Here is a 21,891-nt window from a genome sequence, read left to right as displayed (position 1 = left end):
CGCTAGCGGCCCGGGTGCCGGGCCCGCAGCCCGACGATCACGACCCCGCCCACGAGCAGGTGGAGCGCCACCAGGGTCACCCCGGCCGCCGGGCTCGTTGCCGCCAGGGGGCCGGGCAACGACATCGCTAGGACCGTGAGCGCGACCCAGGTCCAGATCGCCAGGCCGCGACGGGTACGACGATCGAGCACCTGCAGCAGCCCGGCGCCGGCCAGGGTCACGACGATCGAGGTGACGATCACCGACACCACGTTCACCGGCTGGCTCCCAGAGCCGGTGCGCACGGTCAGGTCCACCGAGGCCACCAGGGTGGCCAGGCACCAGACCAGCGCCGCGGCTGCGGCGGCGACGACCGCCACCGGCCAGGCGTCCCGGACCCGGCCCCGCGGGGCGCAGGCCCGCTTCTCCTCCAGCACGCTCATCGCCGTCCCTCCGTTCGCGCCCACCATGGGCGACACCTCGACGCTAGGGACGCGCTCGGCGGCCGCGCAGGGGCGAAGGTGGTCGACCGGCCGGGACAAATGTGGACAGCGCCGTCGGCGTCCGCCGTCCTAGTGGGCCGAGCGGGGAGGGACCCTGACATGGCACTGATCCTGGTCACCGGCGCCCGACGCGTTGTCGCATGCCGTCGACCCCGGGCGGGTGCCGACCCGGACCGGCGGCTACTGGTTCCACCGGTCGGCCCGGGCGCCGCACCCGGCCACGCGCGACCCGGTGTTCCAGCAGGCGATCATCGAGCGCCTCGAGACCCGGATCGGCATCGCGCCTGCTGCGTGACCGGCCGCGGGGTCACGCCCTGTCGCCGGGACCGCGGAGCACCTCCACCACCCGCGACCAGCCGTCGGCGCCGTGGCCCGCGTCGACGGCCTGCCGGGCGAGGTCGTGCATCAGCTCGGGCAGGCGGCTGTCGACGCGCGCGCCCCGGCTGGTGGTCACCATGTGGGTGAGCGCCGCCAGCTCCATGGCGAGGTTGTCCTCGGTGCCCGGATAGCTGCCGGCGTCCACGTCCGCGGCGAGGCCGTCGAACGTGTCCGGCAGGATGGCCAGCATCTCCTTCGCCCACGGCAGGAACGCCGCGGCCTCCAGCCCGTGCGCGGTCACCATCGCGCTGGCGTGCAGGAACGCGGTCATCCCGGCGAAGAAGACCTCGAGCATCGCGGTGTCGAGCAGCGGCGCCAGCCCCGGGTCGTCGCCGACGTACGCCGAGTTCGGCGCGATCACCTCGAGCGTCGCGCGGCTCCGGTCGAGGACGTCGCGGCGCCCGGCGTACAGGATCAGCGACTGCGGCGTGCCGATCAGCGGCGTCGGCACCATGATCGCCCCGAGGAGCGCACGGATTCCTCGCTGGTCGGCCCACGCCTGGGTCTCGCGGGCCTCGGCGGGGGTGGACGAGGCGAGGACGACGACGGTCCGGCCGGCGAAGGCCTCGGCGGGCAGCGCGCCGAGCAGCTCGCGGGTGGCCTGGTGATCGCGCAGGCAGGTCACGACCACGGTGCCCGCCTCGACCGCCGCAGCGAGGTCCGGGGCGAGGTCGGCACCCTCGGCCGCGAGTGCCTCGGCCCGCGCGGTGGTGCGGTTCCAGACAGTGGTGGGCGTCCCGGCGCCGAGGAAGGCCCGGGCCAGGGCCGCACCCATCGACCCCAGGCCGATGACGGCGACCGGGGCAGTGTCAGTGATAGGGCCAGTGGTTGCTGGCGTGGGGGAGGAGTCGGTGGAGGTCATGCCACCACGATGCGGAGTCCAGCGCGGACGCGGAAGTACCCACTATTTTGTGGGATACGTACCCGGGGGTCAGTGAAGGAGGGCTGGCATGGAGTTCATCTGCGGACTGGACGCCGCCGTCGCGGTGGTCGACGGCAAGTGGAAGCCACTGATCCTGTGGGCGCTCAGCGTCGAGCCGCGACGCACCGGCGAGCTCCGGCGGGAGCTGCCCGGGGTCTCGGAGAAGGTGCTGATCCAGCAGCTGCGGGAGCTCGAGCGGGACGGAGTCGTCCACCGCGAGGTGCACCAGCAGGTGCCGCCGAAGGTCGTGTACTCGCTCACGGCCAAGGGCCGCGCGCTCGACGAGGCCCTGCAGCCGCTCGGGTCGTGGGGCGAGCAGCACATGGCCGAGATCTCCGCGGCCCGAGCCTGACGGCCGGCACCCGGGTGCGCCCCGGCTACAGGACGCTCTCCGCGACCAGCCGGTCGAGCTTGGCGTACCCGTCGTTGACGCCGACCTCCATGCCGCTGGCCAGCCACTGGTCGCGGCCCTCGAAGGAGTCGCACAGCGAGAAGGCGTGCAGCCTCGTACGCCCGTCGCCGAGGTCCTCGAACATCATCGTCTCCAGCGAGACGACGTCCGGCATGCCCTCCCAGGTGAAGGTCTGCACGATGCGGTCCTCGCGGACGGTGTGGAAGCAGCCGCGGAAGGCGGTCTCGAAGCCCTGGTGCCGCGTGGTGTAGCGCCAGGCGCCACCGTCGCGGGCGTCCCACTCGACGACCTCGTTCTCGACGTCCTGGGGGCCGACCCAGCGGACGAAGAGCTCGGGGTCGGTGTGGGCACGGAGGAGCTGGGCCGGGGTGGCCCGGAAGTCGCGCCAGATGTGGATGGCGGGCACCGACGCGTCGGCCTCGATCGCCGCCTGGTCGTAGCGCCGCGCGCTGGGGGATGCCGGGTCGCCCTGCTGGTCGCCCTGCTGGTGGCCCTGCTGGTGGGTAGTGGTGTTCATGATGCGGTTCCTTCCCGGGTGATGGGGGTGCTGGTGTCGTCGTCCATCTGGTCCATCTGGTCCATCTCGGCCAGTACGCCGTCGAGGCGGCTGAACCGCTCCTCGGCCTGCCGGCGGTAGCGCTCGATCCACTTCGTCATCAGGTCGAAGACCTCGGCTTCGAGGTGGACCGGTCGGCGCTGCGCGTCCTTGCTGCGGCTGACCAGGCCGGCGTCCTCGAGCACCTTGAGGTGCTTGGAGACGGCCTGGACGCTCACGTCGTACGGCTCGGCGAGCGCCCCGACGGTGGCATCGCCGACGGCGAGGCGGGCGACGATGTCGCGTCGGGTCGGGTCGGCGAGCGCCGAGAAGACGCGCGAGAGCTGATCGGTCATCGGAAATCCTTTTCAACCAATGGGTTGAATAAAGTAGGCCATGGTGGCCGCACGTTGTCAACCGTGAGGTTGCGGAGGTCGAGCGGCGGCCGCTCGTATCCGCCCTGACCGACCCGCTGGCACCTGGACGCCGTGCCCGGCCCCGGGCCGCCGCGAGCCGGGGACAGGGCGAGTGCCGAGTTAGGGTGAGGCCGTGAGTGCCGACTCGAAGCGCCCGTTGCGGCTGGCCATCGTCGACGACTATGCGGTGGTGGTGGCAGGGGTCGCGGCGTTCCTGGCCGACGAGGGCATCGACGTCGTGGAGACCGGCGCGTCGACACCCGTTCTCTCGGACGTGGACGTTGTTCTCTACGACACGTTCGCCCAGGTGCAGGGCACGGGGATCGACCTCGAGGACTTCGTGCGCGACAGCGGCGCCATGGTGGTGGTCTACAGCTGGAACCTCGACCTCCGGCTGATCGAGCAGGTGATCGCCGCGGGCGCCCGGGGCTACCTGTCCAAGGTGCTGTCCGGGCCGCAGATCGTCGCGGCGTTGGAGCGGGTCGTCCGGGGGGAGATCGTCATCCTCCCCGGCGACGAGGAGTCGAGCGTCGGCGGCGAGGGTGACTGGCCGGGACGCTCGGCCGGGCTGTCCCCGCGCGAGGCGGAGGTCCTTGCGCTGATCACCCAAGGGCTGAGCAACCAGGAGATCGCAGCGAGGGTGTTCCTGAGCCTCAACACGGTGAAGACCTACATCCGCACGGCCTACCAGAAGATCGGCGCAACCCGACGATCGCAGGCTGTTCTGTGGGGCATGCAGAACGGGTTCCAGCCCGACACCCTGCGTACCGTCGATGCCGAACTCGTCCTGCGCACCAGCCCCCGCTTCCGCGGCAGGGACCGCTAGACCCCGCAAGACCCGCCAAGGCCTCGGCCACGTGAGGTACCCCTGGGTCGAGATCGGGCGCGCAGCGGCGAGGGCTGGGAGCCGGCCTCGGGCACGGCGAGACAGCGGAGTCCGGGCACATCAGTGCGGTTGGGCCGGTCCGGGTGGACTCACCGGTTGAACAGCGCGACCTTCAGGGCGCCGGTCTCCTGGGGGCGGGAGAACACGTCGTACGCCTCCTGGATCTCGTCCAGGCCGAACCGGTGGGTGATCAGCCCCTCGATGTCGATCCGTCCGTCCCTGGTGCCCCGCCTAGCGAGCGACCGACCCCAGCGCCTGGGCGAGCTCCGCCGGTCGGCTCACCATCGGCCAGTGCCAGGTCGGCAGCTCGAGGTAGGTCCAGTCACCGTCGATCATGTGCGCGAAGACCGGCGCGTGCGGTGCCATCTGCTGCAGCTGCTCGAGACTGAAGCTGCACAGCACGCCGGTGCGCGGCAGCCGCTCCCAGGCGCCGGTGAGTGCCACCGGCTGGGTCGCGGTCAGCCAGGGCTGTGGGCGTGAGCCTTCGACCAGTGCGGCCACCGCGGCATCGTCGACCTCGGGCACCTCGGCGGCGAGTGCTGCCCAGTCCGGCGGCGGGAGCTGCCAGCCCTCGCCGTGTGTCACGACCGCATCCTGGTTGGCCGCGCGCGCCTCGGGGCCTTCGAAGTCGGCCTGGGCGATGCCGTTGGGCAGGGGGCCTGAGTCGATGTAGACCAGGTGCGCCACGCGGTCGGGCATCCGGTCGGCCACACCGGTCGCGACGAGGGCGCCGTAGCTGTGGCCGACGAGGACGACCTCGTGCAGGTCCTGCTGCTCGATCAGGTCCACGACGTCGTCGACATGGGTCGTCAGGTCGGTCTCGGGCGCGGCGAGGTGGGCGCGCTCGCCCATCCCGGCGAGGTCGACGGCGTGCACGAGGTGACCGCGCCGTCGCAGCGCGTCGGCGACCGGGCGCCAGACCTCGGCGCCGAGCCAGAAGCCGGGGATGAGGACGTAGGTGGTGGTGGTCATGGCGGCCACGCTAGGCTGGATTGCGGGCACTTTCCGCCCGGTATTACGCCCGATTTCACTCCGCAGTTCTTCGAGCCCACCGAGGAGGGCCGTGACTCGCCCCACCGCTCGGGTGCTCGCCATGCTGGAGCTGCTCCAGGCGGGCGGCCAGCGCACGGTCGGCGAGCTCGCTGCTCGGCTCGGGGTCGACGAGCGCACGGTCCGTCGCTATGCCGAGCACCTCGCCGACCTCGGGATCCCGATTCAGTCGCAGCGGGGCAGGTACGGCGGCTACCGGCTCTCCCCGGGTTACAAGCTGCCGCCGCTGATGCTCACCGATGACGAGGCCATCGCCGTCGTCCTGGGGCTCACGGCCGCGGAGCGCACGGGGCTCGCCACGACCGACAACGCGGCCACGGCGAGCGCGCTGGCCAAGGTCTCCCGCGTCCTGCCGCGGGGCCTGGGGGAGCGGCTCGACAGCCTGCTGTCGACAGCACAGTTCACGACCCCGGTGCGCGCCCCCGCGCCCGCCGGCGCCGACACCCTGCTCGGTCTCGCCTCGGCCGCGCAGGCGCGGCGCACCGTCGTGATCGCGTACACCGACTGGGCCGGGCGGGAGTCGCAGCGTGAGCTCGACGTGTACGGCCTGGTCTTCCACTCCGGCCGGTGGTACGTCAGCGGACACGATCACTCCCGGGACGACGTGCGGACCTTCCGCTTGGACCGCATCGTCTCGCTCGAACAGGGAGCCGGCTGCTACGTCGTGCCTGCCGACTTCGACGCCACGACCCAGGTCACCTCGGGCATCGCGGCGGTCAGGTGGTCGCACGAGGTCTCCGTCGTCCTGCGGACCACCCTCGCGGAGGCCGGCGAGCGGCTCCCGCGGAGCGCGGGACGGCTCAGCGAGCACGCCGACGGAGTGCTCCTCGAGACGCGCGCCGAGCACCTGGACGGCATGGCCCGGATGCTGGCCGGGCTCGGCTGGGACTTCGAGGTGATCACCCCGGCGGCCTTGCGTGAGGAGGTCCTCGCCGTGGCAGACCGCCTCCGGGCCAGTGCCGCGCGCGGCACGCGATCTAGAGGCTCGACTCCGCCCGCCGCCGGATCCTGGTCAGCGCCAGCCTGACCACGCCGAGGTACGCCGGGGCCCACCACGGGACGGCCATCTCGACCCGGCACGCGTCCGGGCCGGTCCTCGTCACGGCGTGCTCGGTCGCGGGCACGCCGGCCACCCGCCACGACCAGGCGTGGCGCGGCCCGTCGTCGTGCCAGTGCTCGACCCGGAACGGCAGCCACACCCCGAACGGTGTCTGCACCGCCCCGGTCGCGCCGGCCGACAGCCACGCGGTGCCGTCGTCGAGTCGCGCCGCCCGCACGGTCGGACCCCAGTGCGGCCAGCATCGGACGTCAACCAGCTCGCGCCAGGCGACGTCGTGCGGTGCCGCCACGTCGATCCTGAGTGTGGGCCCCATGGGTCGACGCTACGCCGCGGGGCGACGCGCGTCGGGCCGCTCAGCGGCTCCAGATCCAGCCGAGCAGGCCCTCCAGCGGCTCCGGGACGGACTCGAACGGGACGGTCTCCGCCATCAGCGCGGCGTACCTGGCCTTCCGGGCGCCGGAGGCGGACACGAAGCGGCGCACCTGGTCGAGCGCCTCGTGGTCGCGGTGCGCGGGCTGGTCCTGGAAGTCGCGGAACGTCTTCAGGTCGCCGTTCGCCTCCAACAGCGACGTCATCTCGGGGACCCCGATCGCGCGAGCCAGCTCCAGCTCCAGGTCGGGGCGGCAGGCGAAGAACCCCTGCCGGGTGAGGTCCTCGCCGTCCTGACGGTTGAGCGCGCCGGCGACGAAGCGCTCCTCGGCCTCGTCGTACAACCCACCTACCCGGTGCCCCTGCGCGGTGGCCTCCGCGATCGCACGGCCGAAGTTGCCGGCCCCTCCGATGACGGTGACGGTGATCTGCTCGGCATCGAGGTCGACGCCGAAGCGCGGAGCGAGGGTGACGAGGGCGGCCCGGTCGGACTCGCCCTCGACCAGGAGCGTGATGGGTCGAGGCACGCCGCGATTCTCGCCGAGGCCCGGCGGGCGCCGTGCATCAGGGCGCCCGCACCGGCACCCGGGCACGCGACCCACGGCGTCCCCGGCTCACCCCCGCTCGGAACGCCTGCTGGACTCGGCAGGGGCGGAGCTCGAGGGCACGGCCTCGTCGGTCCGGTCATGCTCGACCACACTCAGCGCGCCGGAGGGGCATCGCGCGATGACGGCGCGCAGCATCTCGGCGGCTGCCTCGGTGTCGGCCTGCCCGGGATCGATCCAGGGGCGTCGGCCAGGGTCGAAGACGGCGGGCATGCCACGCACACACTCGGCGGCGTGCTGACAGATCTCGCCGTCGAAGGACACGTCGATGACGGGACCCGTGTAGATCTTGCGCACCATCGTCAGTCTCCCGTGGTCGTTGCGGGTACGCCGTACACGATTGGTTCGTACTCGCGGTGGCGCCGGATCCAGCCCTTGATGAAGGGACACACCGGCAGCACCTTGCGCTCCCCGGCGGCGCGCACGTCGTCGAGGGCGAATCGTGCGATAGCGGATCCGACGCCGTGTCCCTCGAAGCGGGGGGAGACCTCGGTGTGGGTGAAGACGATCAGCTCGTCGGTGAGCATGTACTCCGTGAACCCGGCGACCTCACCGGCGAGGCGTGCTTCGTAGCGCTTGCGCCGGGGGTCATTGGCGACGTCGATCTCTGGCATCGGTGGTCCTCCTCGTTGTTGTTCGTGCTGGCAGGCCAGTCACGGCGTGTCCATGACGACGTACACGCTGGCGATCCGGCCGTCGCGGACGATCAGCACGTCACGGCCCGCGGCGTTCGGCGACCGTCCCGGAGGGCCAAGGGTCCAGCGGTAGGTCACCAGGTCCTGCACGACCTGGATCGGGTCGGAACGTGTGATCGAGGTGCCGGGCAGCTGGGCCTGCAGGCGGGAGATGGCATGTCCCATGCCGTCGTGTCCTTGAAGCACGCCGCTCGGTTCTGCGATGGAGACGTCTGCTGCATAGATCCGCTCGACCGCCTGGTCTCGCCCGGGCCCTGCCGGTGCGTTCCATGCGTCGAGGTGGGCGGCGACGAGCGGCTCGATCGGGCCGGCGACGGGGGGACTCTCGGACATGGGTGCTCCCTGGGCGATAGGTGCCGCGGGGCTTCCGTGAGGCGAAGCTGCGACGTCCTCAGACTCGCGCAGTGGGCCCTGCGCTCGCGTCAGGGAGAATTGCCTAACCGGGCCCTGATCAGGGCAGCGGCAGCGCTCTGAGCTGCCGGCGGGGAGGTGATGTCCGCCGCCGGGCACCGGGCGCGGGACTGTCGGTGCTCCCTGCGATCCTGCCTCGGTGAGTCCCCAGATCCGTCCCAGCTATCCGGTCGTCCTGCTCGTCGGACGGGAGGACTTCACACCGCCCGGCTCGTTCGGTGACGCGAACGTCGCCGCGACGCACGACTGTCTCGCGGTCGGCCTGCGCGCCACCACCGAGGGGCCCGTCCAGGTACAGATCGTCCCGTCGACCGAGGTCGCCGTCGTGGACGGCCCCCAGCTCGACCATCTCGGCGACTTCGAGGTGGAGTCCGAGGGCCAGCTGAGCGTGCGCGACGTCCACGGCCGCGAGTACGACGCGATGGGCGTCGCGCCGGGCACCCACCGGGTCACCGTGCTCGGCACCGACCTGTCCGAGCCGGACGAGGTGGTCTTCGTGGTGGCCGTCGGGTGAGCGAGCGGCCCGCCGTCACGGGTTCAAGCCACGACAGCAGGTCGGCCCAGCCGCACCTTCCGGACTCCGTCGGAGTAGTGCACGAGTGCTGGCTCGCCCAGGCCGGGCAGACCGACGGAGTCGGTGAGGTTCTGGTCCAGTGATCGCACGGCCGCCTGTCGCAGCGGCCAGGGCTCGTGCTCGACGGGCGTGACCAGGAGGCGGCCGAGGTGACGGGTGTAGGCGCGCCAACGACTGGTGACCCAGATGTCGAGCTCCGAGGGCACGATGGCCTCTCCTGGCTCGATCTCGAGCCGGTAGCCCTCGCGTGAGCCTCTCCTCGAGCCGACGTAGGTGACCGCGCGCCCGTCGTGCTCGACCGACATCGTCGCGCGGTGGTACGGCGCCCCGACCGCCGCTCTGATGGCGGCCGCGAGCGCAGCACTGCCGGCGTCGATGGTCAGGAACCACAAGCCATCACGCCCGTCGGGTCCCCGCACGTACGTCCTGAGGTTGGTCTCCGGAGTGCTCGACACGTCGGCCAGGCGGGGGAGTCTCCTCGACCCCGGGACGCGGAGGCCACCGGGGAGATCGGGAAGGCCCAGAGGACGCATGTTGCCCATCACGAACGGGGTCAGGCCCACCCACGCTGAGCCGTCGTACACGTCGACCTCCAGTCCGGAAGGAAGCAGCGCCTGGACCCGCTCCGGCGCGACGCGCCAGTGGACGAACGTCAGCGTGTCCCACGACGCCCGCAACAGGGGAGCCGAGACGTGGTGTTCGGCCGTGGGACTGACCATGGCGCGACTCCTTCTCGACGGCGTCAGCGTCGGGTGGTGCGGGGGCAGTTCCGTGGCAGCTGGTCGGGCCCGGCCGACGGGTGCGGTCTGTGTCACGTTAGTCGGTGCTGTGCACCTACGTGCTCTTCGTCAGCCGCTTCCCGGAGATCTCGCTGCCAGACGCGCCCCCGCCAGCGCGGCGACGACGGCCAGGCCGAGGCACGTCGCGACGATCGCGGTGAGCGGGAGCCACGGCATCGTCATGGGGACGTCGGCCAGGTCGCGCGTGATCGCGTACCGGATGAGCGCGCCCACGAACCCCGTGACCAGACCGCCGAGCAGCAGTGCCGCCGCACTCACGAAGCCCGCCTCCCAGGTCGCCATCCGGCGCAGCTGGTCGTCGGTCGCGCCGAGCAGCGCGACGGTGCGCAGCTGGCGCCGACGCTGCGAGACGCCGACCAGCACCGAGTTGACGATGGCGATACCGGCGTAGAGGCCCGCCGGTCCGAGCAGCACCCACAGTCCGAGCTGGTTGCCGGCCCGAGTCTCTGCGTCGGTCTGCGCGATCCACGCGTCCTTGCTGAGCACCGTCGCCGAGGTGTCGGCGAGGAGGGCGTCCAGATCGGCGGACCCGGGGTCGACGAAGACCACGTCGGGCACCACCCGGTCGGCTCGGGCACCGCCCAGGGCGGGTGGCACCAGGACCTCCGCGAAGAGGTCCGGCGCGTCGCGGACGACTGCGGCGACCCGCGCCCGCACCGGCTCTCCGTCCACGCGGAAGCGGACCTGCTCTCCGAGCCCCGCCCCGGAGTCCGAGGCGTAGGTCTCCGTCACCGCGACGCGGTCGTCCCCGAGGTCGTCGAGGCTGCCGCGGACAGCGGTGAGCCCCCGGGTCTGCTCGACGAGATGGACGTCGATCACCTCGTGCTCGCCGATGACCCGGCGCGGATCGGCGAGCCGGACATCCGGGTCCGAGGTCAGCCGGCCTGCGACGTCGCGGTCGCCGTTGGTCTCGACGACCGCCGGCACCTGCAGGTGCTCGCGGTCGAGCGCGGTGGACCAGTCGGCGGCGAAGCTGAGCGTGACGATCATCGAGCCCGCGATCGCGGCGATCGCCAGGATCGGAGCGCCGAGGGCCGCAGGCGTGCGGGCGCCGGTGTGCACGTGGTCCCGAGCGAGCCGAGCGGCGACGTCGCGCCGGGCGAAGGGCCGGGCCATCAGCCCTCCGAGCCACGGGAAGAGCAGGCGTCCGAAGCAGACCAGGCCGACCACGACCAGCTCGGGCACCAGGATCCCCACGATCATCGCGACGAGCGGACTGATCTCGTCCGCGAGCACGAAGATGGAGGCCGGTCCCGCCAGGCAGAGCGTGCCGATGACGATCTGGGCGACGGACGGGCGGCGCCGCTCGAGACCGGCCTCGCGCAGTGCCGCGACAGGGGCGACCCTGGCGGCGCGCTTCGACGCCCGCCAGGAGCCGAGCAGCGCGACACCGACGCCCCCACCGGTGCACACCGTCCAGGCGACCCACGGTGGCGGCATCGTCAGCTCGACGGTGAGGAGCCCCTTGGCCTCGAGCAGCTCGAGGAGGGCCCAGGTGGCCGGCACCGCGAGCACCAACCCCGCGGCCGTGGCGACCACTGCCACCACCGCCGACTCGCCCAGCACCAGCCGGCGGACCTGCCGGGGCGTGGCGCCGACCAGGCGGAGCAGGCCGAGCTCGCGCTGCCGCGCAGCGATCACGAATCCGAACGTGCTCGACACGACGAAGACGGCCATGAAGAGCGCGACGCCGGACATGATCCCGACCATCGCCGCGAGGTCCTCGAGCTGCAGGCGCTCGGCGGCGCTCAGACCCTCGCGGCGGGTGCTGACGTCCACGGCGCCGACCAGGGTCGTGGCCACCGCGATCAGGACCACACCACACGAGAGGGCCACGAAGGCTCCGAGGTACAGCGGCCAAGACTGTCGGACGGTCTGCCGACTCAGCGACAGCATCATCGTTCGAGCTCGCTCATGAAGGCGGCGATGCCGGTGGCGTCGGCGCGATCGAGCCGGCCGACCACGAGGCCGTCGGCGAGGAAGAGCGCGGTGTGCGCGTACGAAGCGGCCAGCGGGTCGTGGGTGACCATGACGACGGTCTGGCCCTCCTGGTTGGAGGCCGCGCGGAGCAGTTCGAGCACCTGGCGCCCGGAGCTCCGGTCGAGTGCTCCGGTCGGCTCGTCCGCGAACAGGACGTCGGGGCTGCTGTGCAGCGCCCGGGCGATCGCGACGCGTTGCTGCTGTCCGCCCGAGAGCTCCGGGGGGCGGCGCTTGGCCAGGCCGTCGAGTCCGACCTGGGAGAGGGCTGCGAGCACCGCGGTGCGCTCGACCCGCCGGCCCGCGAGCCGGGACGGCAGGGCGACGTTGTCGTACGCCGTGAGTGCGTCGAGCAGGTTGTAGGACTGGAAGACGAAGCCCATCGCCGTACGCCGCAGTTTCGTGAGCGCTGTCTGGCCGAGCCGGCCGATCGGGCGGCCGCCGACCACCACCTCGCCGCGCGTGGGCCGGTCGAGGCCGGCCGCGACCTGCAGCAGCGTCGACTTGCCGGAGCCCGAGGGACCCATGATCGCGGTGAAGCTGCCGCGCGCGAAGGCGTGGGTGACGCCGCGCAGCGCATGGACCTCACCGGCCCGGGACTTGTAGGTGCGGGTGATGCCGTCGAGCGCGACGGCGACGGTGTCGAGCTGGGTCGTGGTCATGTCCCCATCCCACGGCGGATCCCGCCTCGGAGCGCTGGCCTGTGCGCGACACCTGGGGTAGCGCGCACGCTACCCCGCGTGGTCTCGTCGCCCCCTAGGGTCGGGGCATGACCCGGACGCCGGACGCGTGGGCGGCCCTGCGCGCGCACCCCTGGCGCTACCTGGGGTCCCGGTGGCCGTGGGGCGCGCTCGCCTACCTCCTCACGACGGTCCCGATCGGCATCGTCATGCTGGTCGTCCTGCTGGGCATCCTCTTCGTCGGGGCCCTCACGGCCGTCGTGGTCGTCGGACTGGTCGTGCTGGCCGGGATCCCCGTGCTGGCTGGGGTCCTGGGCGTCCTCGAGCGGGCCCGGCTCCGGCTCGTGCAGGGCGCACCGGCGTCCGGGATGTCGCTGCGCGAGCGGCTCCGTGCCGGCCGGCGACTGCCGGTCTCGTGGCCGGAGGTGGGATACGCGTTCCTGGTCGCGGTCGTGCTGTGGCCGCTCGACGCCCTGGTCGTGCTGGCCGTCTTCGTGTCCGTGACGCTGATCCTCGCCCCGTTGCTCGCCACCGTCGACACGTTCGTGATGCTCGGCTGGGAGGTCGAGCCGGGACCCGAGGCATGGCTCGCCGCAGCGATCGCAGTCCCGGCGCTCCCGCTGGCGGCGTACGTCGTGGGCGTGCTCGCGGTCGCCCAGGCAGCGCTCGCGCGCCAGCTGCTCAGCCCCCGCGACGCCGAGCTGGCCCAGGCGGTGGCCGACCTGCGTCGATCGCGCGTCGACCTGGTCGACGCGTTCGAGACCGAACGGCGCCGTATCGAGCGCGACCTGCACGACGGCGTGCAGCAGCGGCTCGTGGCGCTGACGATGACACTCGGCAGCGCGGAGCTCGACGTGCCCGAGGGCCCCGGCCTGAACTTGGTGCGACAGGCGCACCGCCAGGCCGAGGAGGCGCTCGAGGAGCTGCGCACCACGGTGCGCGGCATCCACCCACGGGTGCTTGCCGACCACGGGCTCGCCGCGGCGGTGCACGAGATCGCCGACCGCTCCCTCGTGCCGGTGACGGTGGAGATCCGGCTCGACGAGCGCCTGCCCGCGCCGGTGGAGACGGCGGCGTACTTCGTCGTCAGCGAGGCACTCACCAACGTCGCCCGGCACTCCGGGGCCCGGCGCGCGCAGGTGCACGGCTGGCGGCGTGCCGGCAGCTTCATCCTGGCGGTCGTCGACGACGGGCAAGGTGGCGCGGTCGTCGACCGCGCGAGCGGCAGCGGCCTGGCGGGCCTCGCCGTACGCCTCGACGCCCTGGGCGGCGACCTGCGGGTGACGAGCCCGACCGGCGGGCCGACCGAGGTGCGGATGGAGGCGCCGTGCGCAGGCAACTGAGCGTCGTGCTGGCCGAGGACGCCGCGCTGCTGCGCGAGGGGCTGGTCGGCATTCTCGAGCGCGCAGGGCACGAGGTCGTCGCGGCGGTCTCGGATGCCGAGGCGCTGCTGGCCTACGTCGCCCGCGAGCTGCCCGACGTCGTCGTGACCGACATCCGGATGCCGCCCACCCACACCGACGAGGGGCTGCGCGCCGCCGCCCGCATCCGTGCTGAACATCCCGGGATCGCGGTCATGGTGCTCTCGGCGTACGTCGCCGAGGCGTACGTGCCGGAGCTCCTCGACTCGGCGCCGCACGGAGGGGTCGGCTACCTCCTCAAGGACCGGGTGGGGCACGTGCGCGAGTTCCTTGAGAGCCTCGACCGGGTCGCTGCCGGCGAGACGGTGGTCGACCCGCAGGTGGTGCGGCAACTGCTCGGCCGGCGCCGCGACGACGGCCCGCTCGCCCGCCTGACCGAGCGCGAGCGTGAGGTGCTGGCGCTGATGGCCGAGGGCCGCACCAACGGGTCCATCGCCCAGGAGCTCGTCGTCAGCGAGGCTGCCGTGCGCAAGCACGTCGGCAACATCTTCATCAAGCTGCGCCTCGACGCCGGCTCCGACCGCCGGGTGTCCGCGGTGCTGGCCTACCTGCGCGGGTAGGCGGCGCCTCGGCGGCCGCCGGTGCGGGTGCGGGGGAGCACGGCTCTGCAGGTCAGAGGGGACGTGCACGATCCCGATCCATGGGGCACGTCAACCTGTCACCCGTGCAGCAGTCCCCAGCTTCGCAGGTCCCGGGATCTCGAATTCGGGTGGTCTGCCTGTCTTGTCAGGAAGGCGGCAGCTCCCTGAGCTGTCGGCGGGAGGTGATGCCCAGCTTGCGGAAGATGCTGCGGAGGTGTGCCTCGATCGTGCGGGGGCTCAGGAACAGTTGCGCAGCGACCTCCCGGGTGGTCGCTCCGGTGGCCACCAGTCGCGCGATGTGCAGCTCTTGGGCGGTGAGGCCGTCGGTCGGCTGGGCGGTCCGCTTGCGGGGATGCTCACCCGTGGCGCGCAGCTCACGGGCGGCGCGCTCGGCGAACGCCTCCATACCTATGTCCGACAGTTGCTGGTGGGCGGTGCGTAGTTGTTCCCGGGCGTCTTGGCGACGGCCCTCGCGGCGTAGCCACTCGCCGTAGACGAGGTGTGCGCGGGCGGTCTCGCCGGTCATCTGCTGCGGCGACCAGCAGCAACAGCTGGGTCTCGGCGGGGAGGCTCGCGGAGCGGCGTCGGAAGCCGTCCTCGACCCGGCGAGGGACGCTCAGCGCGTCGGGCGGCTCGAACCCGCCGGCCAGGTGCACGGCTCGCGTGCTGCGGGGCAGCTCGAGCAGGGCCAGGGGGTTGCCGCGCGCCTCGGCGACGATCCGGTCCCGTACGGCGTCATCGAGCCGCGTGGGCACGGCGGCAGCCAGCAGCCCCTGCGCATCGGCCTCGCCGAGCCCTTCGAGGCGCAGCTCGGGCAACCCGGGGAACGGGGAGTTGTCGGCTTCGCCGGAGTCGCGCAGCGCGAACAGCAGCGCAACCCGCTCGGCCGACAACCGTCGCGCCACGAATGCCAGGACCTTGGCGGACGCTTCGTCCAGCCATTGCGCATCGTCGACGAGACACAACAGCGGCCGCTCCTCGGCGACCTCGGCCAGCAAGCTGAGGGTCGCCAACCCGACCAGGAAGCGATCGGGCGGGGGACCGGATCGCGACCCGAAGGCGACGCCCAGGGCGGCCTGCTGCGGATCGGGCAGCGCATCGAGGCGACTCAGAAGCGGACCGCACAGCTGGTGCAGGCCCGCGAACGCGAACAGCGACTCGGCCGCCACCCCCACCGCGGACTCGACCCGGAAGCCCGACGAGGCCGCTGTGTCGCAGGCCTGCTCCACGAGGGCCGTCTTGCCGATGCCGGCTTCCCCCCGCACCACCAGAGCGCCGCAGCGCCCGGCTCGTGCCTGCGTGAGCAGCTGGTCGATCGACTCGCGCTCCGCGCGGCGGCCTAGGAGGTGGCTCAGCGTTCGCTCTTCTCTGGGTTGGCGGCGAGTTAGGTGGGTCTCACCGATGCGAACCCGACCCTGCCAGACCCGACCGGTCCTGACGACGGAATGGTCGGCGAGGACATCGGGGATTCCGCCGACGCGAAGGCAGGCCGCTCAACGCCAGTCTGGTGGCACGCCACCAGCCTGCGCGGGACCGCACCGGACCAGCCGGACCTGGCTCGTGGAGATGAGAGGAACCACCATGGCCACCCCGGCTGACATGCGCGAAGAGAACCTGAGACAGGACGACCACATGAGCAAGACGCTGACGGACAAGTCCGGTGCGACCGTGAAGGTCGAGCTCGAGATCGGCAGCCCCATCGGTTCGTACACAGTGAGCCTCGACGATGGATCAACCGTTGGCCGAGCCGACTTCGTCGATCCTCCTGGGCCAGGCCACGAGCGGATCTTCTTCCATACCGAGGTGGACGAGGACTTCGGTGGGCGGGGTCTGGCGGGGTTGCTGGTCCGCGAGGCGCTCGACGACAGCATCCGCAGGAAACTCACCGTCGTACCGTTGTGTCCAGTGTTCGCCCGGCACCTGGAGGGCCATGGCAGTGAGTTCACCGCTCGAGGCGGCGTGTTCCGCCGGCCGACCCCCGCGGACTTCGCCCTCGTCACACGGGCTGCACGAGGTGGAGCATGAAGGAGGCGGATCGATGCGATCAGTCATCGCTGACTACGTGACCGAGGTGCTTGGAGATGTCGAGTCGGATGTCTCCGGAGAGCCGGCGGGTACATCCCCGAGCTCGCGGCAGCCGATCCCGATCGTCTCGGTGCGGTCTTCGCGCGGCGGGTTCCTCGGCCACCCCAGAAGCCAGGAGCCGGGTTCCGGCTCGACGTCGACGAGAACGGAGAGGTCAGCGTGAGCAACGTCGAGCAGCACCCTGAGGAAGCGGTGAGCGTGACCGAGCCTGGCGTTGGTCCTGAGCTACTCGAGCCGCGTGAGGTTCCGTTGGGCGGTCAGCGAGCGTTGCTGGTCCGGCGCACGCTGCCGCAACGCGCGCGCAGCCTCATCGGCGCCTGGTGCTTCGCGGACTCCTTCGGTCCGACACCGGCATCCACAGCGCGGACCATGGACACACGTCCGCATCCGCACACCGGGCTGCAGACCGTCAGCTGGCTGTACGCCGGCAAGGTCGAGCACCGCGATTCCCTAGGCAACCTGGCCTACGTCGTTCCTGGCCAGGTGAACCTGATGACCGCAGGGCGGGGCATCCAGCACTCAGAGGTCTCGACCGAGGACGCCCGAGGCCTGCGCGGTGTGCAGCTGTGGGTTGCTCTGCCTGAGGCACACCGCTGGACGGAACCGCTGTTCGAGCACTGGGTGCCGCATCCGGTCACGCACGGTGCCGCCACGGTGCGCGTCTTCCTCGGTGAGCTCCTCGGACAGTCGGCCCCCCTGACGACGTTCAGTCCCCTAGTAGCAGCGCAGATCGACCTGCCTGCCGGCGGCGAGGTCCGCCTCCCGGCGAACCCGGCCTTCGAGCACGGTCTGCTCGTCGACACGGGGGAGCCAGCGCTGAACGGGATCGAGGTCGGGGTCGGACAGCTCTGCTACGTCCCTCCGGGATCCGAAGAGCTCGTCATCCGCGCGGGCCACGCCGCCGTACGCGGGGTGCTCATCGGCGGGGAGCCGCTGGGCGAGGAGATCGTCATGTGGTGGAACTTCGTCGGCCGTAGCCACGACGAGATCGTCACCTTCCGTCAGGAGTGGCAGTCCGAGGTCATCGGAGGGCCCGACCCGGCTGGGCGGTTCGGCGTCGTCAGCGGGTACGACGGCGACCCCCTGCCTGCGCCAGTCCTCCCGAAGGCGACGATTCAGCCCCGACGCTGAAGCGCCTCGGCACTGGCGTCGTCGCGTCCGACGATCTCGACGCGCAGCAGTCCCGTAGTCGCGATTGAGGGCCGACCGTTCACGCGTCGTCAGGATGAGCCCTGCGCTGGACTCTTGTCAGCCTCGAGAGTGGCCCACGGGAGCGTGGCGCTTCGTCGTGGGTACTCAAGCCTTCTCCGCGGCGTTGACGAACGTTTGGTCTAGGGGCACCTAAGTCCGACGACCGCGCGGGAGCGATCGCGTTGGCCGAAACGATCTGGTAGCACGCTGGCCGAGGCTCCGCGGCGTCGGTTGCCGGCCCATGCACTGCGACGGCGATGATCTGGGCGATCGAGTTGAGCCGAGACCGCCAGGGCCGAGAGCGGCGGCCGACGGCTCTCCCGAACTTGTACCGGATTGGTAACTGACGAGCGGCCAACAACGGCAAACGCCGCCGAGCGACCACAGGGTCGCTCGGCGGCGTTTCTGCTGATCAGGGTCTCGACACGCCCTCGCCTAGCGGCTCGGGCGGCTCGACCACCGAGGATCAGATGTCGTAGTACAGCTCGAACTCGTGCGGGTGCGGCCGCAGCTGCACGGGCGCGATCTCGTGGGTGCGCTTGTAGTCGATCCAGGTCTCGATCAGGTCGGGCGTGAAGACGTTGCCCTGGACCAGGTACTCGTGGTCGGCCTCGAGCGCGTCGAGGACGGCGCCGAGCGACGTGGGGACCTGGTCGATGTCGGCCATCTCGTCCGGCGGCAGCTCGTAGATGTCCTTGTCAATCGGCGCGGCGGGCTCGATCTTGTTCTTGATGCCGTCCACGCCGGCGAGCATCAGGGCCGAGAACGCGAGGTACGGGTTCGCCGACGGGTCGGGGAACCGGGTCTCGATGCGCTTGGCCTTCGGGTTCGACCCGGTGATCGGGATCCGGACCGAGGCGGAGCGGTTGCGCGAGGAGTACACCAGCGAGATCGGCGCCTCGAAGCCCGGCACCAGGCGGTGGTAGGAGTTCACAGTCGGGTTGGTGAAGGCCAGCAGCGACGGCGCGTGCTTGAGGATGCCGCCGATGTACCAGCGCGCCATGTCCGAGAGCCCGCCGTAGCCGGTCTCGTCGTAGAACAGCGGCTCGCCGTTCTTCCACAGCGACTGGTGCACGTGCATGCCCGAGCCGTTGTCGCCGAAGATCGGCTTCGGCATGAAGGTGACCGACTTGCCGGCCTCCCAGGCGGTGTTCTTGATGATGTACTTGAACTTCATCACGTCGTCGGCTGCCTTGAGCAGCGTGTCGAAGCGGTAGTTGATCTCCGCCTGGCCGGCGGTGCCGACCTCGTGGTGGGCGCGCTCGACCTGGAGGCCGGAGGCCTCGAGGTGCTTGACCATGTCGTCGCGCAGGTCGGTGTAGTGGTCGTACGGCGCAACCGGGAAGTACCCGCCCTTGAGGCGAGTCTTGTAGCCCAGGTTGTCGCCCTCCTTGCCGGAGTTCCACCAGCCCTCGACCGAGTCGATGTGGTAGTAGCTCTCGTTCACGCCGGTCGAGTAGCGGACCGAGTCGAAGATGTAGAACTCCGCCTCGGGCGCGAAGAACGCGGTGTCCGCGATGCCGGTCGTGTCGAGGTAGGCCAGCGCCTTGCGCGCGATGTTGCGCGGGTCGCGGGAGTAGGCCTCGCCGGTGATCGGGTCGTGGATGAAGAAGTTCACCACGAGCGTCTTGCTGGTCCGGAACGGGTCGAGGTACGCCGTCGTCGGGTCCGGGAACAGCGACATGTCGGACTCGTTGATCGCCTGGAATCCGCGGATCGAGGAACCGTCGAAGCCGAGACCGTCATCGAAGACCGACTGGTCGAACGAGGAGACCGGGACGGTGAAGTGCTGCATGATGCCGGGCAGGTCGCAGAAGCGGACGTCGATCATCTCGACGCCCTCGTCCTTGATGTACTTGAGCAGCTCGTCGCTGTTCTGGAACATTCATCCTCCTTGACTGCCGGGTTCGCGCAGTCTCGAGTGGGAGCTGGTGGCACGGGGCGACTCTGCTCCGGCCGATGCCGACCAATCTCTCGTCGGCCAGTTTCCAGACCGTACCCGTTGTGTTTCGGGGATGTAACAGGTGGTCCGGTCCCTCCTCCCATGGTGCCTCGCCCTAGCCTGAAGGCGTGAACCAACCGACCCTTCCCACGACCAGCTGGGCCCGTCGGGCCCTCGCCCTGATGGTGGACTGGGTCGCCTCCACCCTCGTCGTCATCGCCGTGGTCGGCCGCGACGCGTACCTCGAGACCGGCTCCAGCGCCCCGTTCGCGGTCCTCGGCGTGTACGTCGTGGAGTCGGCGCTGCTCACCGCGCTGGCCGGCGGCTCCTTCGGCAAGCTGGTCACCCGCCTGCGGGTCGTCCGGGTCGACGGCGACCCCCGGCCCATCGGACTGCTCCAGGCGCTGCTGCGCTCGGTGCTGATCGCCCTGGTCATCCCTCCGCTCGTCTTCCGCCCCGACGGCCGCGGCCTGCACGACATGGCAGCGGGCTCCGCGACCGTAGACCTCCAGACCTGGCGTGCCCTGACGGGTCGAACGGGCTGATGATGGGTAGGACCCGCTCAGCGTTCGCTCCCCAGATCCCCTCAGAAAGGTCGTTCCCCATGTCCCGCCGCACCCACGTCGTCCGCAGCGCGGCCGTCGCCGCCCTCATTCCCCTGGCCCTGGGCTCGCTGGCGGCCTGCGGCGAGGACGGAGACTCCTCGGGCGGTTCGACCAGCCTGGCCAAGAACGCGAAGTCCAGCGAGGACTCCGAGCCGTCCGGCGTCGAGGAGCCCACCGAGGAGCCGACCGACGAGCCGAGTCCGGAGGAGTCCACCGCCGCCCTGGAGCCCGGGCAGCCGCTCGACAAGGACGAGTTCGTCGAGATCTACAGCGCCGCGCTCGAGGGCGCCACCACGGCCGAGATCTCCATGCTCGTGAAGAGCCAGGGCCAGAACGTCGAGGCCGAGGGCGAGGTCGACCTGTCCACGACCCCGCCCGCGATGGACGTCGAGATGTCGATGGGCGCCCAGGGGAAGATGGAGATGCGCATGGTCGGACAGACCATGTACATGACCATCCCCGGCGTGGCCGAGGGCAAGTTCCTCAAGATCGACCTGAACGACCCGAACAACCCGTTCGGCTCGATGGGCGGCCAGATGGACCCGCGCGACCAGATCGACACCTTCGCCAAGGGCCTCACGGCCGCGACGTACGACGGCGCGGAGGACGTCGACGGCGAGGAGATGGACACCTACACCGTCTCCGTCGACAGCAAGGAGATGATGAAGGCGAGCGGGATGGACAAGGAGCTGCTCGACCTCGCGCTCCAGGAGGCGCCGCCGAGCATGGAGTACCAGATCCGCATCGACGAGGACGGCATGTTCCGCGCCATGGAGTACGACATGGGCGGCGCGCTCGGCTCGATGTCGATGAGCTTCGACGAGTGGGGCACCGACGTCGACATCAAGGCGCCCGGCCCCGGCGAGGTCACCGAGCAGTCGCTCGCCGACCTGATGGGCGGGGCCGGCGGCGGCGCCTGAGCGCACCCCGCCCCGCGGACCGGGGACGAGAAAGGGGCCCGGCGAGCAGCAGCTCGCCGGGCCCCTTCTCTGTGTCCGCGGTTCCGCGGTGTCTGTGTCCGGGAGGGGGAGGGTCAGCGTCCCCGCATGTTGCCGCGCATGCCCTTCATGCTGGTCGGCACCGGGCCCTTCGGCAGCGGGATGGCGGAGCGGTTCGCGTCCATGGCCTTGAGCCGGTTCCGCACGTCGGTGAGCTCGGCGCCCTTGATGTTGCGGCCGAGCTTCTGGACGTGGCGCACCAGCTTCGGCAGCGGGACCTCGCCCTCGCCGCGGCCGCACACGACCTCGAAGACCGGCGTCTCGCGGGCGACCCGCTCGTGCTTGCGGCGCTCGGAGGCCAGCAGCTGGCGGACCCGGGTCGGGTTGCCCTCGCCGATCAGCACGATGCCGGGCGGGCCGACGACTCGGTGCACGACGTCCTGCTGGCGGTTGAACGCGATCGCGGGCTCGGTGATCCAGCCCCGCTTGAGCATCCGCAGCGCCGCGGCCGCGGCGCCCGGCTGGCCCTCCATCTGGCCGTACGCCGCGTTCTGGGCGCGGCGCCCGAAGATGATCATCGCCGCGAGCGTGCCGAACAGCAGCCCGCCGACCACGGCGAGGATCCACTCGATGACGCCGGACCCGGGCAGCACCTTGAAGATCACGAAGCCGAGGACGCCGAAGACCAGGAACGCGCCGAGCAGCCACAGCCCGATGCGCGGGTCGGTCTTCTTCGTCATCCGGTAGGTCTCGACGAGCTGTCGACGACGCGACATCTTCGCCGGGTCCACCGGGGTCTGGGCCGCCTTGGCGGCCTTCTTGTCGAGCTTGGCTTGCTTGGCCATCGCGGTGCGTGCTGCCTATCTGGTCGGGCGC

Annotated in this window: 28 protein-coding genes; 11 read left to right on the top strand and 17 right to left on the bottom strand. The window is 71.3% G+C overall.

Translation table 11 applies throughout. The annotated features are described in order from the left end of the window. Positions 1 to 2: 2 nt before the first annotated feature. Positions 3 to 422, bottom strand: coding sequence for a DUF6069 family protein (locus EBO35_RS12035; protein WP_206422548.1), 420 nt, complete (start codon positions 420 to 422; stop codon positions 3 to 5). Between the two features lie 220 nt (positions 423 to 642). Between EBO35_RS12035 and EBO35_RS20215 the strand changes: the two genes are divergently transcribed. Then, the gene (locus EBO35_RS20215) at positions 643 to 777 is read left to right on the top strand and encodes a hypothetical protein (RefSeq protein WP_263457630.1); all 135 of its coding nucleotides are present in this window, start codon (positions 643 to 645) and stop codon (positions 775 to 777) included. A gap of 12 nt (positions 778 to 789) precedes the next feature. On the opposite strand, the gene EBO35_RS12030 is transcribed toward EBO35_RS20215, so the two are convergent. Beyond that, positions 790 to 1,722, bottom strand: coding sequence for an NAD(P)-dependent oxidoreductase (locus EBO35_RS12030; RefSeq protein WP_122817923.1), 933 nt, complete (start codon positions 1,720 to 1,722; stop codon positions 790 to 792). Positions 1,723 to 1,810: 88 nt separating this feature from the next. On the opposite strand from EBO35_RS12030, the gene EBO35_RS12025 reads away from it, so the two are divergent. Further along, positions 1,811 to 2,134: a winged helix-turn-helix transcriptional regulator gene (locus EBO35_RS12025; protein WP_122817922.1), complete on the top strand. Its 324-nt coding sequence runs from the start codon at positions 1,811 to 1,813 to the stop codon at positions 2,132 to 2,134. Positions 2,135 to 2,159: 25 nt separating this feature from the next. On the opposite strand, the gene EBO35_RS12020 is transcribed toward EBO35_RS12025, so the two are convergent. Beyond that, positions 2,160 to 2,711, bottom strand: coding sequence for an SRPBCC domain-containing protein (locus EBO35_RS12020; protein ID WP_122817921.1), 552 nt, complete (start codon positions 2,709 to 2,711; stop codon positions 2,160 to 2,162). Then, entirely contained in the window at positions 2,708 to 3,085 is a 378-nt protein-coding gene (locus EBO35_RS12015; RefSeq protein WP_122817920.1) for an ArsR/SmtB family transcription factor, read from the bottom strand. The genes EBO35_RS12020 and EBO35_RS12015 overlap by 4 nt, the downstream gene beginning before the upstream one ends. A gap of 193 nt (positions 3,086 to 3,278) precedes the next feature. On the opposite strand from EBO35_RS12015, the gene EBO35_RS12010 reads away from it, so the two are divergent. Next, positions 3,279 to 3,971, top strand: coding sequence for a response regulator transcription factor (locus tag EBO35_RS12010; protein ID WP_122817919.1), 693 nt, complete (start codon positions 3,279 to 3,281; stop codon positions 3,969 to 3,971). A 291-nt stretch (positions 3,972 to 4,262) separates the two neighbouring features. Here EBO35_RS12010 and EBO35_RS12000 read toward each other — a convergent pair whose 3' ends face one another. Continuing rightward, positions 4,263 to 5,003, bottom strand: coding sequence for an alpha/beta fold hydrolase (locus EBO35_RS12000; protein ID WP_122817918.1), 741 nt, complete (start codon positions 5,001 to 5,003; stop codon positions 4,263 to 4,265). Between the two features lie 91 nt (positions 5,004 to 5,094). On the opposite strand from EBO35_RS12000, the gene EBO35_RS11995 reads away from it, so the two are divergent. Beyond that, a complete protein-coding gene (locus EBO35_RS11995; RefSeq protein WP_122817917.1) occupies positions 5,095 to 6,108 on the top strand; it encodes a helix-turn-helix transcriptional regulator in 1,014 nt (337 codons plus the stop codon). On the opposite strand, the gene EBO35_RS11990 is transcribed toward EBO35_RS11995, so the two are convergent. From EBO35_RS11990 to EBO35_RS11970, 5 genes are all read right to left on the bottom strand, one after another. Further along, positions 6,059 to 6,454 (bottom strand): SRPBCC family protein, encoded by a 396-nt coding sequence (locus EBO35_RS11990; RefSeq protein ID WP_122817916.1) that lies wholly within the window; start codon positions 6,452 to 6,454, stop codon positions 6,059 to 6,061. The two genes, EBO35_RS11995 and EBO35_RS11990, sit on opposite strands and share 50 nt — an antisense overlap. Positions 6,455 to 6,494: 40 nt before the next feature. Continuing rightward, positions 6,495 to 7,037: a TOPRIM nucleotidyl transferase/hydrolase domain-containing protein gene (locus tag EBO35_RS11985; RefSeq protein WP_122817915.1), complete on the bottom strand. Its 543-nt coding sequence runs from the start codon at positions 7,035 to 7,037 to the stop codon at positions 6,495 to 6,497. 87 nt (positions 7,038 to 7,124) lie between these two features. Continuing rightward, on the bottom strand, positions 7,125 to 7,415 hold the full coding sequence (locus tag EBO35_RS11980; protein ID WP_122817914.1) for a (4Fe-4S)-binding protein: 291 nt from the start codon (positions 7,413 to 7,415) through the stop codon (positions 7,125 to 7,127). 2 nt (positions 7,416 to 7,417) lie between these two features. Next, the gene (locus EBO35_RS11975; RefSeq protein WP_122817913.1) at positions 7,418 to 7,729 is read right to left on the bottom strand and encodes a GNAT family N-acetyltransferase; all 312 of its coding nucleotides are present in this window, start codon (positions 7,727 to 7,729) and stop codon (positions 7,418 to 7,420) included. 39 nt (positions 7,730 to 7,768) lie between these two features. Then, entirely contained in the window at positions 7,769 to 8,143 is a 375-nt protein-coding gene (locus tag EBO35_RS11970; RefSeq protein ID WP_122817912.1) for a nuclear transport factor 2 family protein, read from the bottom strand. 217 nt (positions 8,144 to 8,360) lie between these two features. Here EBO35_RS11970 and EBO35_RS11965 point away from each other — a divergent pair, with 217 nt between their 5' ends. Then, the gene (locus EBO35_RS11965; RefSeq protein WP_122817911.1) at positions 8,361 to 8,735 is read left to right on the top strand and encodes a hypothetical protein; all 375 of its coding nucleotides are present in this window, start codon (positions 8,361 to 8,363) and stop codon (positions 8,733 to 8,735) included. A 23-nt stretch (positions 8,736 to 8,758) separates the two neighbouring features. Here EBO35_RS11965 and EBO35_RS11960 read toward each other — a convergent pair whose 3' ends face one another. From EBO35_RS11960 to EBO35_RS11950, 3 genes are all read right to left on the bottom strand, one after another. Continuing rightward, positions 8,759 to 9,514 (bottom strand): YqjF family protein, encoded by a 756-nt coding sequence (locus EBO35_RS11960; RefSeq protein ID WP_122817910.1) that lies wholly within the window; start codon positions 9,512 to 9,514, stop codon positions 8,759 to 8,761. Positions 9,515 to 9,643: 129 nt separating this feature from the next. Next, positions 9,644 to 11,431, bottom strand: coding sequence for an FtsX-like permease family protein (locus EBO35_RS11955; protein ID WP_164477938.1), 1,788 nt, complete (start codon positions 11,429 to 11,431; stop codon positions 9,644 to 9,646). Between the two features lie 59 nt (positions 11,432 to 11,490). Beyond that, a complete protein-coding gene (locus tag EBO35_RS11950) occupies positions 11,491 to 12,234 on the bottom strand; it encodes an ABC transporter ATP-binding protein (protein WP_122817908.1) in 744 nt (247 codons plus the stop codon). A gap of 107 nt (positions 12,235 to 12,341) precedes the next feature. Between EBO35_RS11950 and EBO35_RS11945 the strand changes: the two genes are divergently transcribed. Together EBO35_RS11945 and EBO35_RS11940 are read left to right on the top strand one after the other, a co-directional pair. Continuing rightward, complete coding sequence (locus tag EBO35_RS11945) at positions 12,342 to 13,595, top strand: sensor domain-containing protein (RefSeq protein ID WP_122817907.1); 1,254 nt, start codon at positions 12,342 to 12,344, stop codon at positions 13,593 to 13,595. Continuing rightward, complete coding sequence (locus EBO35_RS11940) at positions 13,580 to 14,233, top strand: response regulator (RefSeq protein ID WP_122817906.1); 654 nt, start codon at positions 13,580 to 13,582, stop codon at positions 14,231 to 14,233. The genes EBO35_RS11945 and EBO35_RS11940 overlap by 16 nt, the downstream gene beginning before the upstream one ends. 166 nt (positions 14,234 to 14,399) lie before the next feature. Here the strand turns inward: EBO35_RS11940 and EBO35_RS11935 are convergent, their stop codons facing one another. Both EBO35_RS11935 and EBO35_RS11930 read right to left on the bottom strand, forming a co-directional pair. Continuing rightward, positions 14,400 to 14,660: a helix-turn-helix domain-containing protein gene (locus tag EBO35_RS11935; RefSeq protein WP_164477937.1), complete on the bottom strand. Its 261-nt coding sequence runs from the start codon at positions 14,658 to 14,660 to the stop codon at positions 14,400 to 14,402. Then, positions 14,629 to 15,609 carry an AAA family ATPase gene (locus tag EBO35_RS11930; RefSeq protein ID WP_122817904.1) on the bottom strand — a complete coding sequence of 327 codons (981 nt, stop codon included), beginning with the start codon at positions 15,607 to 15,609 and terminating at the stop codon, positions 14,629 to 14,631. Before EBO35_RS11930 ends, EBO35_RS11935 begins: the two co-directional genes overlap by 32 nt. 226 nt (positions 15,610 to 15,835) lie before the next feature. On the opposite strand from EBO35_RS11930, the gene EBO35_RS11925 reads away from it, so the two are divergent. Both EBO35_RS11925 and EBO35_RS11915 read left to right on the top strand, forming a co-directional pair. Next, a complete protein-coding gene (locus EBO35_RS11925) occupies positions 15,836 to 16,279 on the top strand; it encodes a GNAT family N-acetyltransferase (RefSeq protein ID WP_241153669.1) in 444 nt (147 codons plus the stop codon). A 219-nt stretch (positions 16,280 to 16,498) separates the two neighbouring features. Then, complete coding sequence (locus EBO35_RS11915; protein WP_122819693.1) at positions 16,499 to 17,470, top strand: pirin family protein; 972 nt, start codon at positions 16,499 to 16,501, stop codon at positions 17,468 to 17,470. Positions 17,471 to 17,996: 526 nt separating this feature from the next. On the opposite strand, the gene glnA is transcribed toward EBO35_RS11915, so the two are convergent. Continuing rightward, positions 17,997 to 19,415, bottom strand: a complete 1,419-nt coding sequence (glnA, locus tag EBO35_RS11910; RefSeq protein WP_122817903.1) for a type I glutamate--ammonia ligase — start codon at positions 19,413 to 19,415, stop codon at positions 17,997 to 17,999. Between the two features lie 185 nt (positions 19,416 to 19,600). Between glnA and EBO35_RS11905 the strand changes: the two genes are divergently transcribed. Both EBO35_RS11905 and EBO35_RS11900 read left to right on the top strand, forming a co-directional pair. Continuing rightward, positions 19,601 to 20,017: an RDD family protein gene (locus tag EBO35_RS11905; protein WP_241153668.1), complete on the top strand. Its 417-nt coding sequence runs from the start codon at positions 19,601 to 19,603 to the stop codon at positions 20,015 to 20,017. Between the two features lie 59 nt (positions 20,018 to 20,076). Next, positions 20,077 to 20,997 (top strand): DUF6612 family protein, encoded by a 921-nt coding sequence (locus tag EBO35_RS11900; protein WP_122817902.1) that lies wholly within the window; start codon positions 20,077 to 20,079, stop codon positions 20,995 to 20,997. Between the two features lie 113 nt (positions 20,998 to 21,110). Here EBO35_RS11900 and EBO35_RS11895 read toward each other — a convergent pair whose 3' ends face one another. Further along, positions 21,111 to 21,860, bottom strand: coding sequence for a DUF4191 domain-containing protein (locus EBO35_RS11895; RefSeq protein WP_122817901.1), 750 nt, complete (start codon positions 21,858 to 21,860; stop codon positions 21,111 to 21,113). Positions 21,861 to 21,891 lie beyond the last annotated feature (31 nt).

Origin of the sequence: Nocardioides pantholopis, from assembly GCF_003710085.1 — a bacterium.
Taxonomy (GTDB): domain Bacteria; phylum Actinomycetota; class Actinomycetes; order Propionibacteriales; family Nocardioidaceae; genus Nocardioides; species Nocardioides pantholopis.
Note: the sequence above shows the minus strand (reverse complement) of the source record. Positions and strands in the feature narration are given on the sequence as shown.

What these genes read in the sequence shown, in the direction of transcription:
- EBO35_RS11980 (WP_122817914.1), bottom strand. Translation starts at nt 7,415, where the DNA reads ATGGTGCGCAAGATCTACACGGGTCCCGTCATCGACGTGTCCTTCGAC.
- EBO35_RS12015 (WP_122817920.1), bottom strand. Translation starts at nt 3,085, where the DNA reads ATGACCGATCAGCTCTCGCGCGTCTTCTCGGCGCTCGCCGACCCGACC.
- EBO35_RS12000 (WP_122817918.1), bottom strand. Translation starts at nt 5,003, where the DNA reads ATGACCACCACCACCTACGTCCTCATCCCCGGCTTCTGGCTCGGCGCC.
- EBO35_RS11950 (WP_122817908.1), bottom strand. Translation starts at nt 12,234, where the DNA reads ATGACCACGACCCAGCTCGACACCGTCGCCGTCGCGCTCGACGGCATC.
- EBO35_RS12025 (WP_122817922.1), top strand. Translation starts at nt 1,811, where the DNA reads ATGGAGTTCATCTGCGGACTGGACGCCGCCGTCGCGGTGGTCGACGGC.
- EBO35_RS11945 (WP_122817907.1), top strand. Translation starts at nt 12,342, where the DNA reads ATGACCCGGACGCCGGACGCGTGGGCGGCCCTGCGCGCGCACCCCTGG.
- glnA (WP_122817903.1), bottom strand. Translation starts at nt 19,415, where the DNA reads ATGTTCCAGAACAGCGACGAGCTGCTCAAGTACATCAAGGACGAGGGC.
- EBO35_RS11935 (WP_164477937.1), bottom strand. Translation starts at nt 14,660, where the DNA reads ATGGAGGCGTTCGCCGAGCGCGCCGCCCGTGAGCTGCGCGCCACGGGT.
- EBO35_RS11895 (WP_122817901.1), bottom strand. Translation starts at nt 21,860, where the DNA reads ATGGCCAAGCAAGCCAAGCTCGACAAGAAGGCCGCCAAGGCGGCCCAG.
- EBO35_RS11960 (WP_122817910.1), bottom strand. Translation starts at nt 9,514, where the DNA reads ATGGTCAGTCCCACGGCCGAACACCACGTCTCGGCTCCCCTGTTGCGG.
- EBO35_RS11990 (WP_122817916.1), bottom strand. Translation starts at nt 6,454, where the DNA reads ATGGGGCCCACACTCAGGATCGACGTGGCGGCACCGCACGACGTCGCC.
- EBO35_RS11900 (WP_122817902.1), top strand. Translation starts at nt 20,077, where the DNA reads ATGTCCCGCCGCACCCACGTCGTCCGCAGCGCGGCCGTCGCCGCCCTC.
- EBO35_RS11970 (WP_122817912.1), bottom strand. Translation starts at nt 8,143, where the DNA reads ATGTCCGAGAGTCCCCCCGTCGCCGGCCCGATCGAGCCGCTCGTCGCC.
- EBO35_RS12020 (WP_122817921.1), bottom strand. Translation starts at nt 2,711, where the DNA reads ATGAACACCACTACCCACCAGCAGGGCCACCAGCAGGGCGACCAGCAG.
- EBO35_RS11925 (WP_241153669.1), top strand. Translation starts at nt 15,836, where the DNA reads ATGGCCACCCCGGCTGACATGCGCGAAGAGAACCTGAGACAGGACGAC.
- EBO35_RS12035 (WP_206422548.1), bottom strand. Translation starts at nt 422, where the DNA reads ATGAGCGTGCTGGAGGAGAAGCGGGCCTGCGCCCCGCGGGGCCGGGTC.
- EBO35_RS11975 (WP_122817913.1), bottom strand. Translation starts at nt 7,729, where the DNA reads ATGCCAGAGATCGACGTCGCCAATGACCCCCGGCGCAAGCGCTACGAA.
- EBO35_RS12030 (WP_122817923.1), bottom strand. Translation starts at nt 1,722, where the DNA reads ATGACCTCCACCGACTCCTCCCCCACGCCAGCAACCACTGGCCCTATC.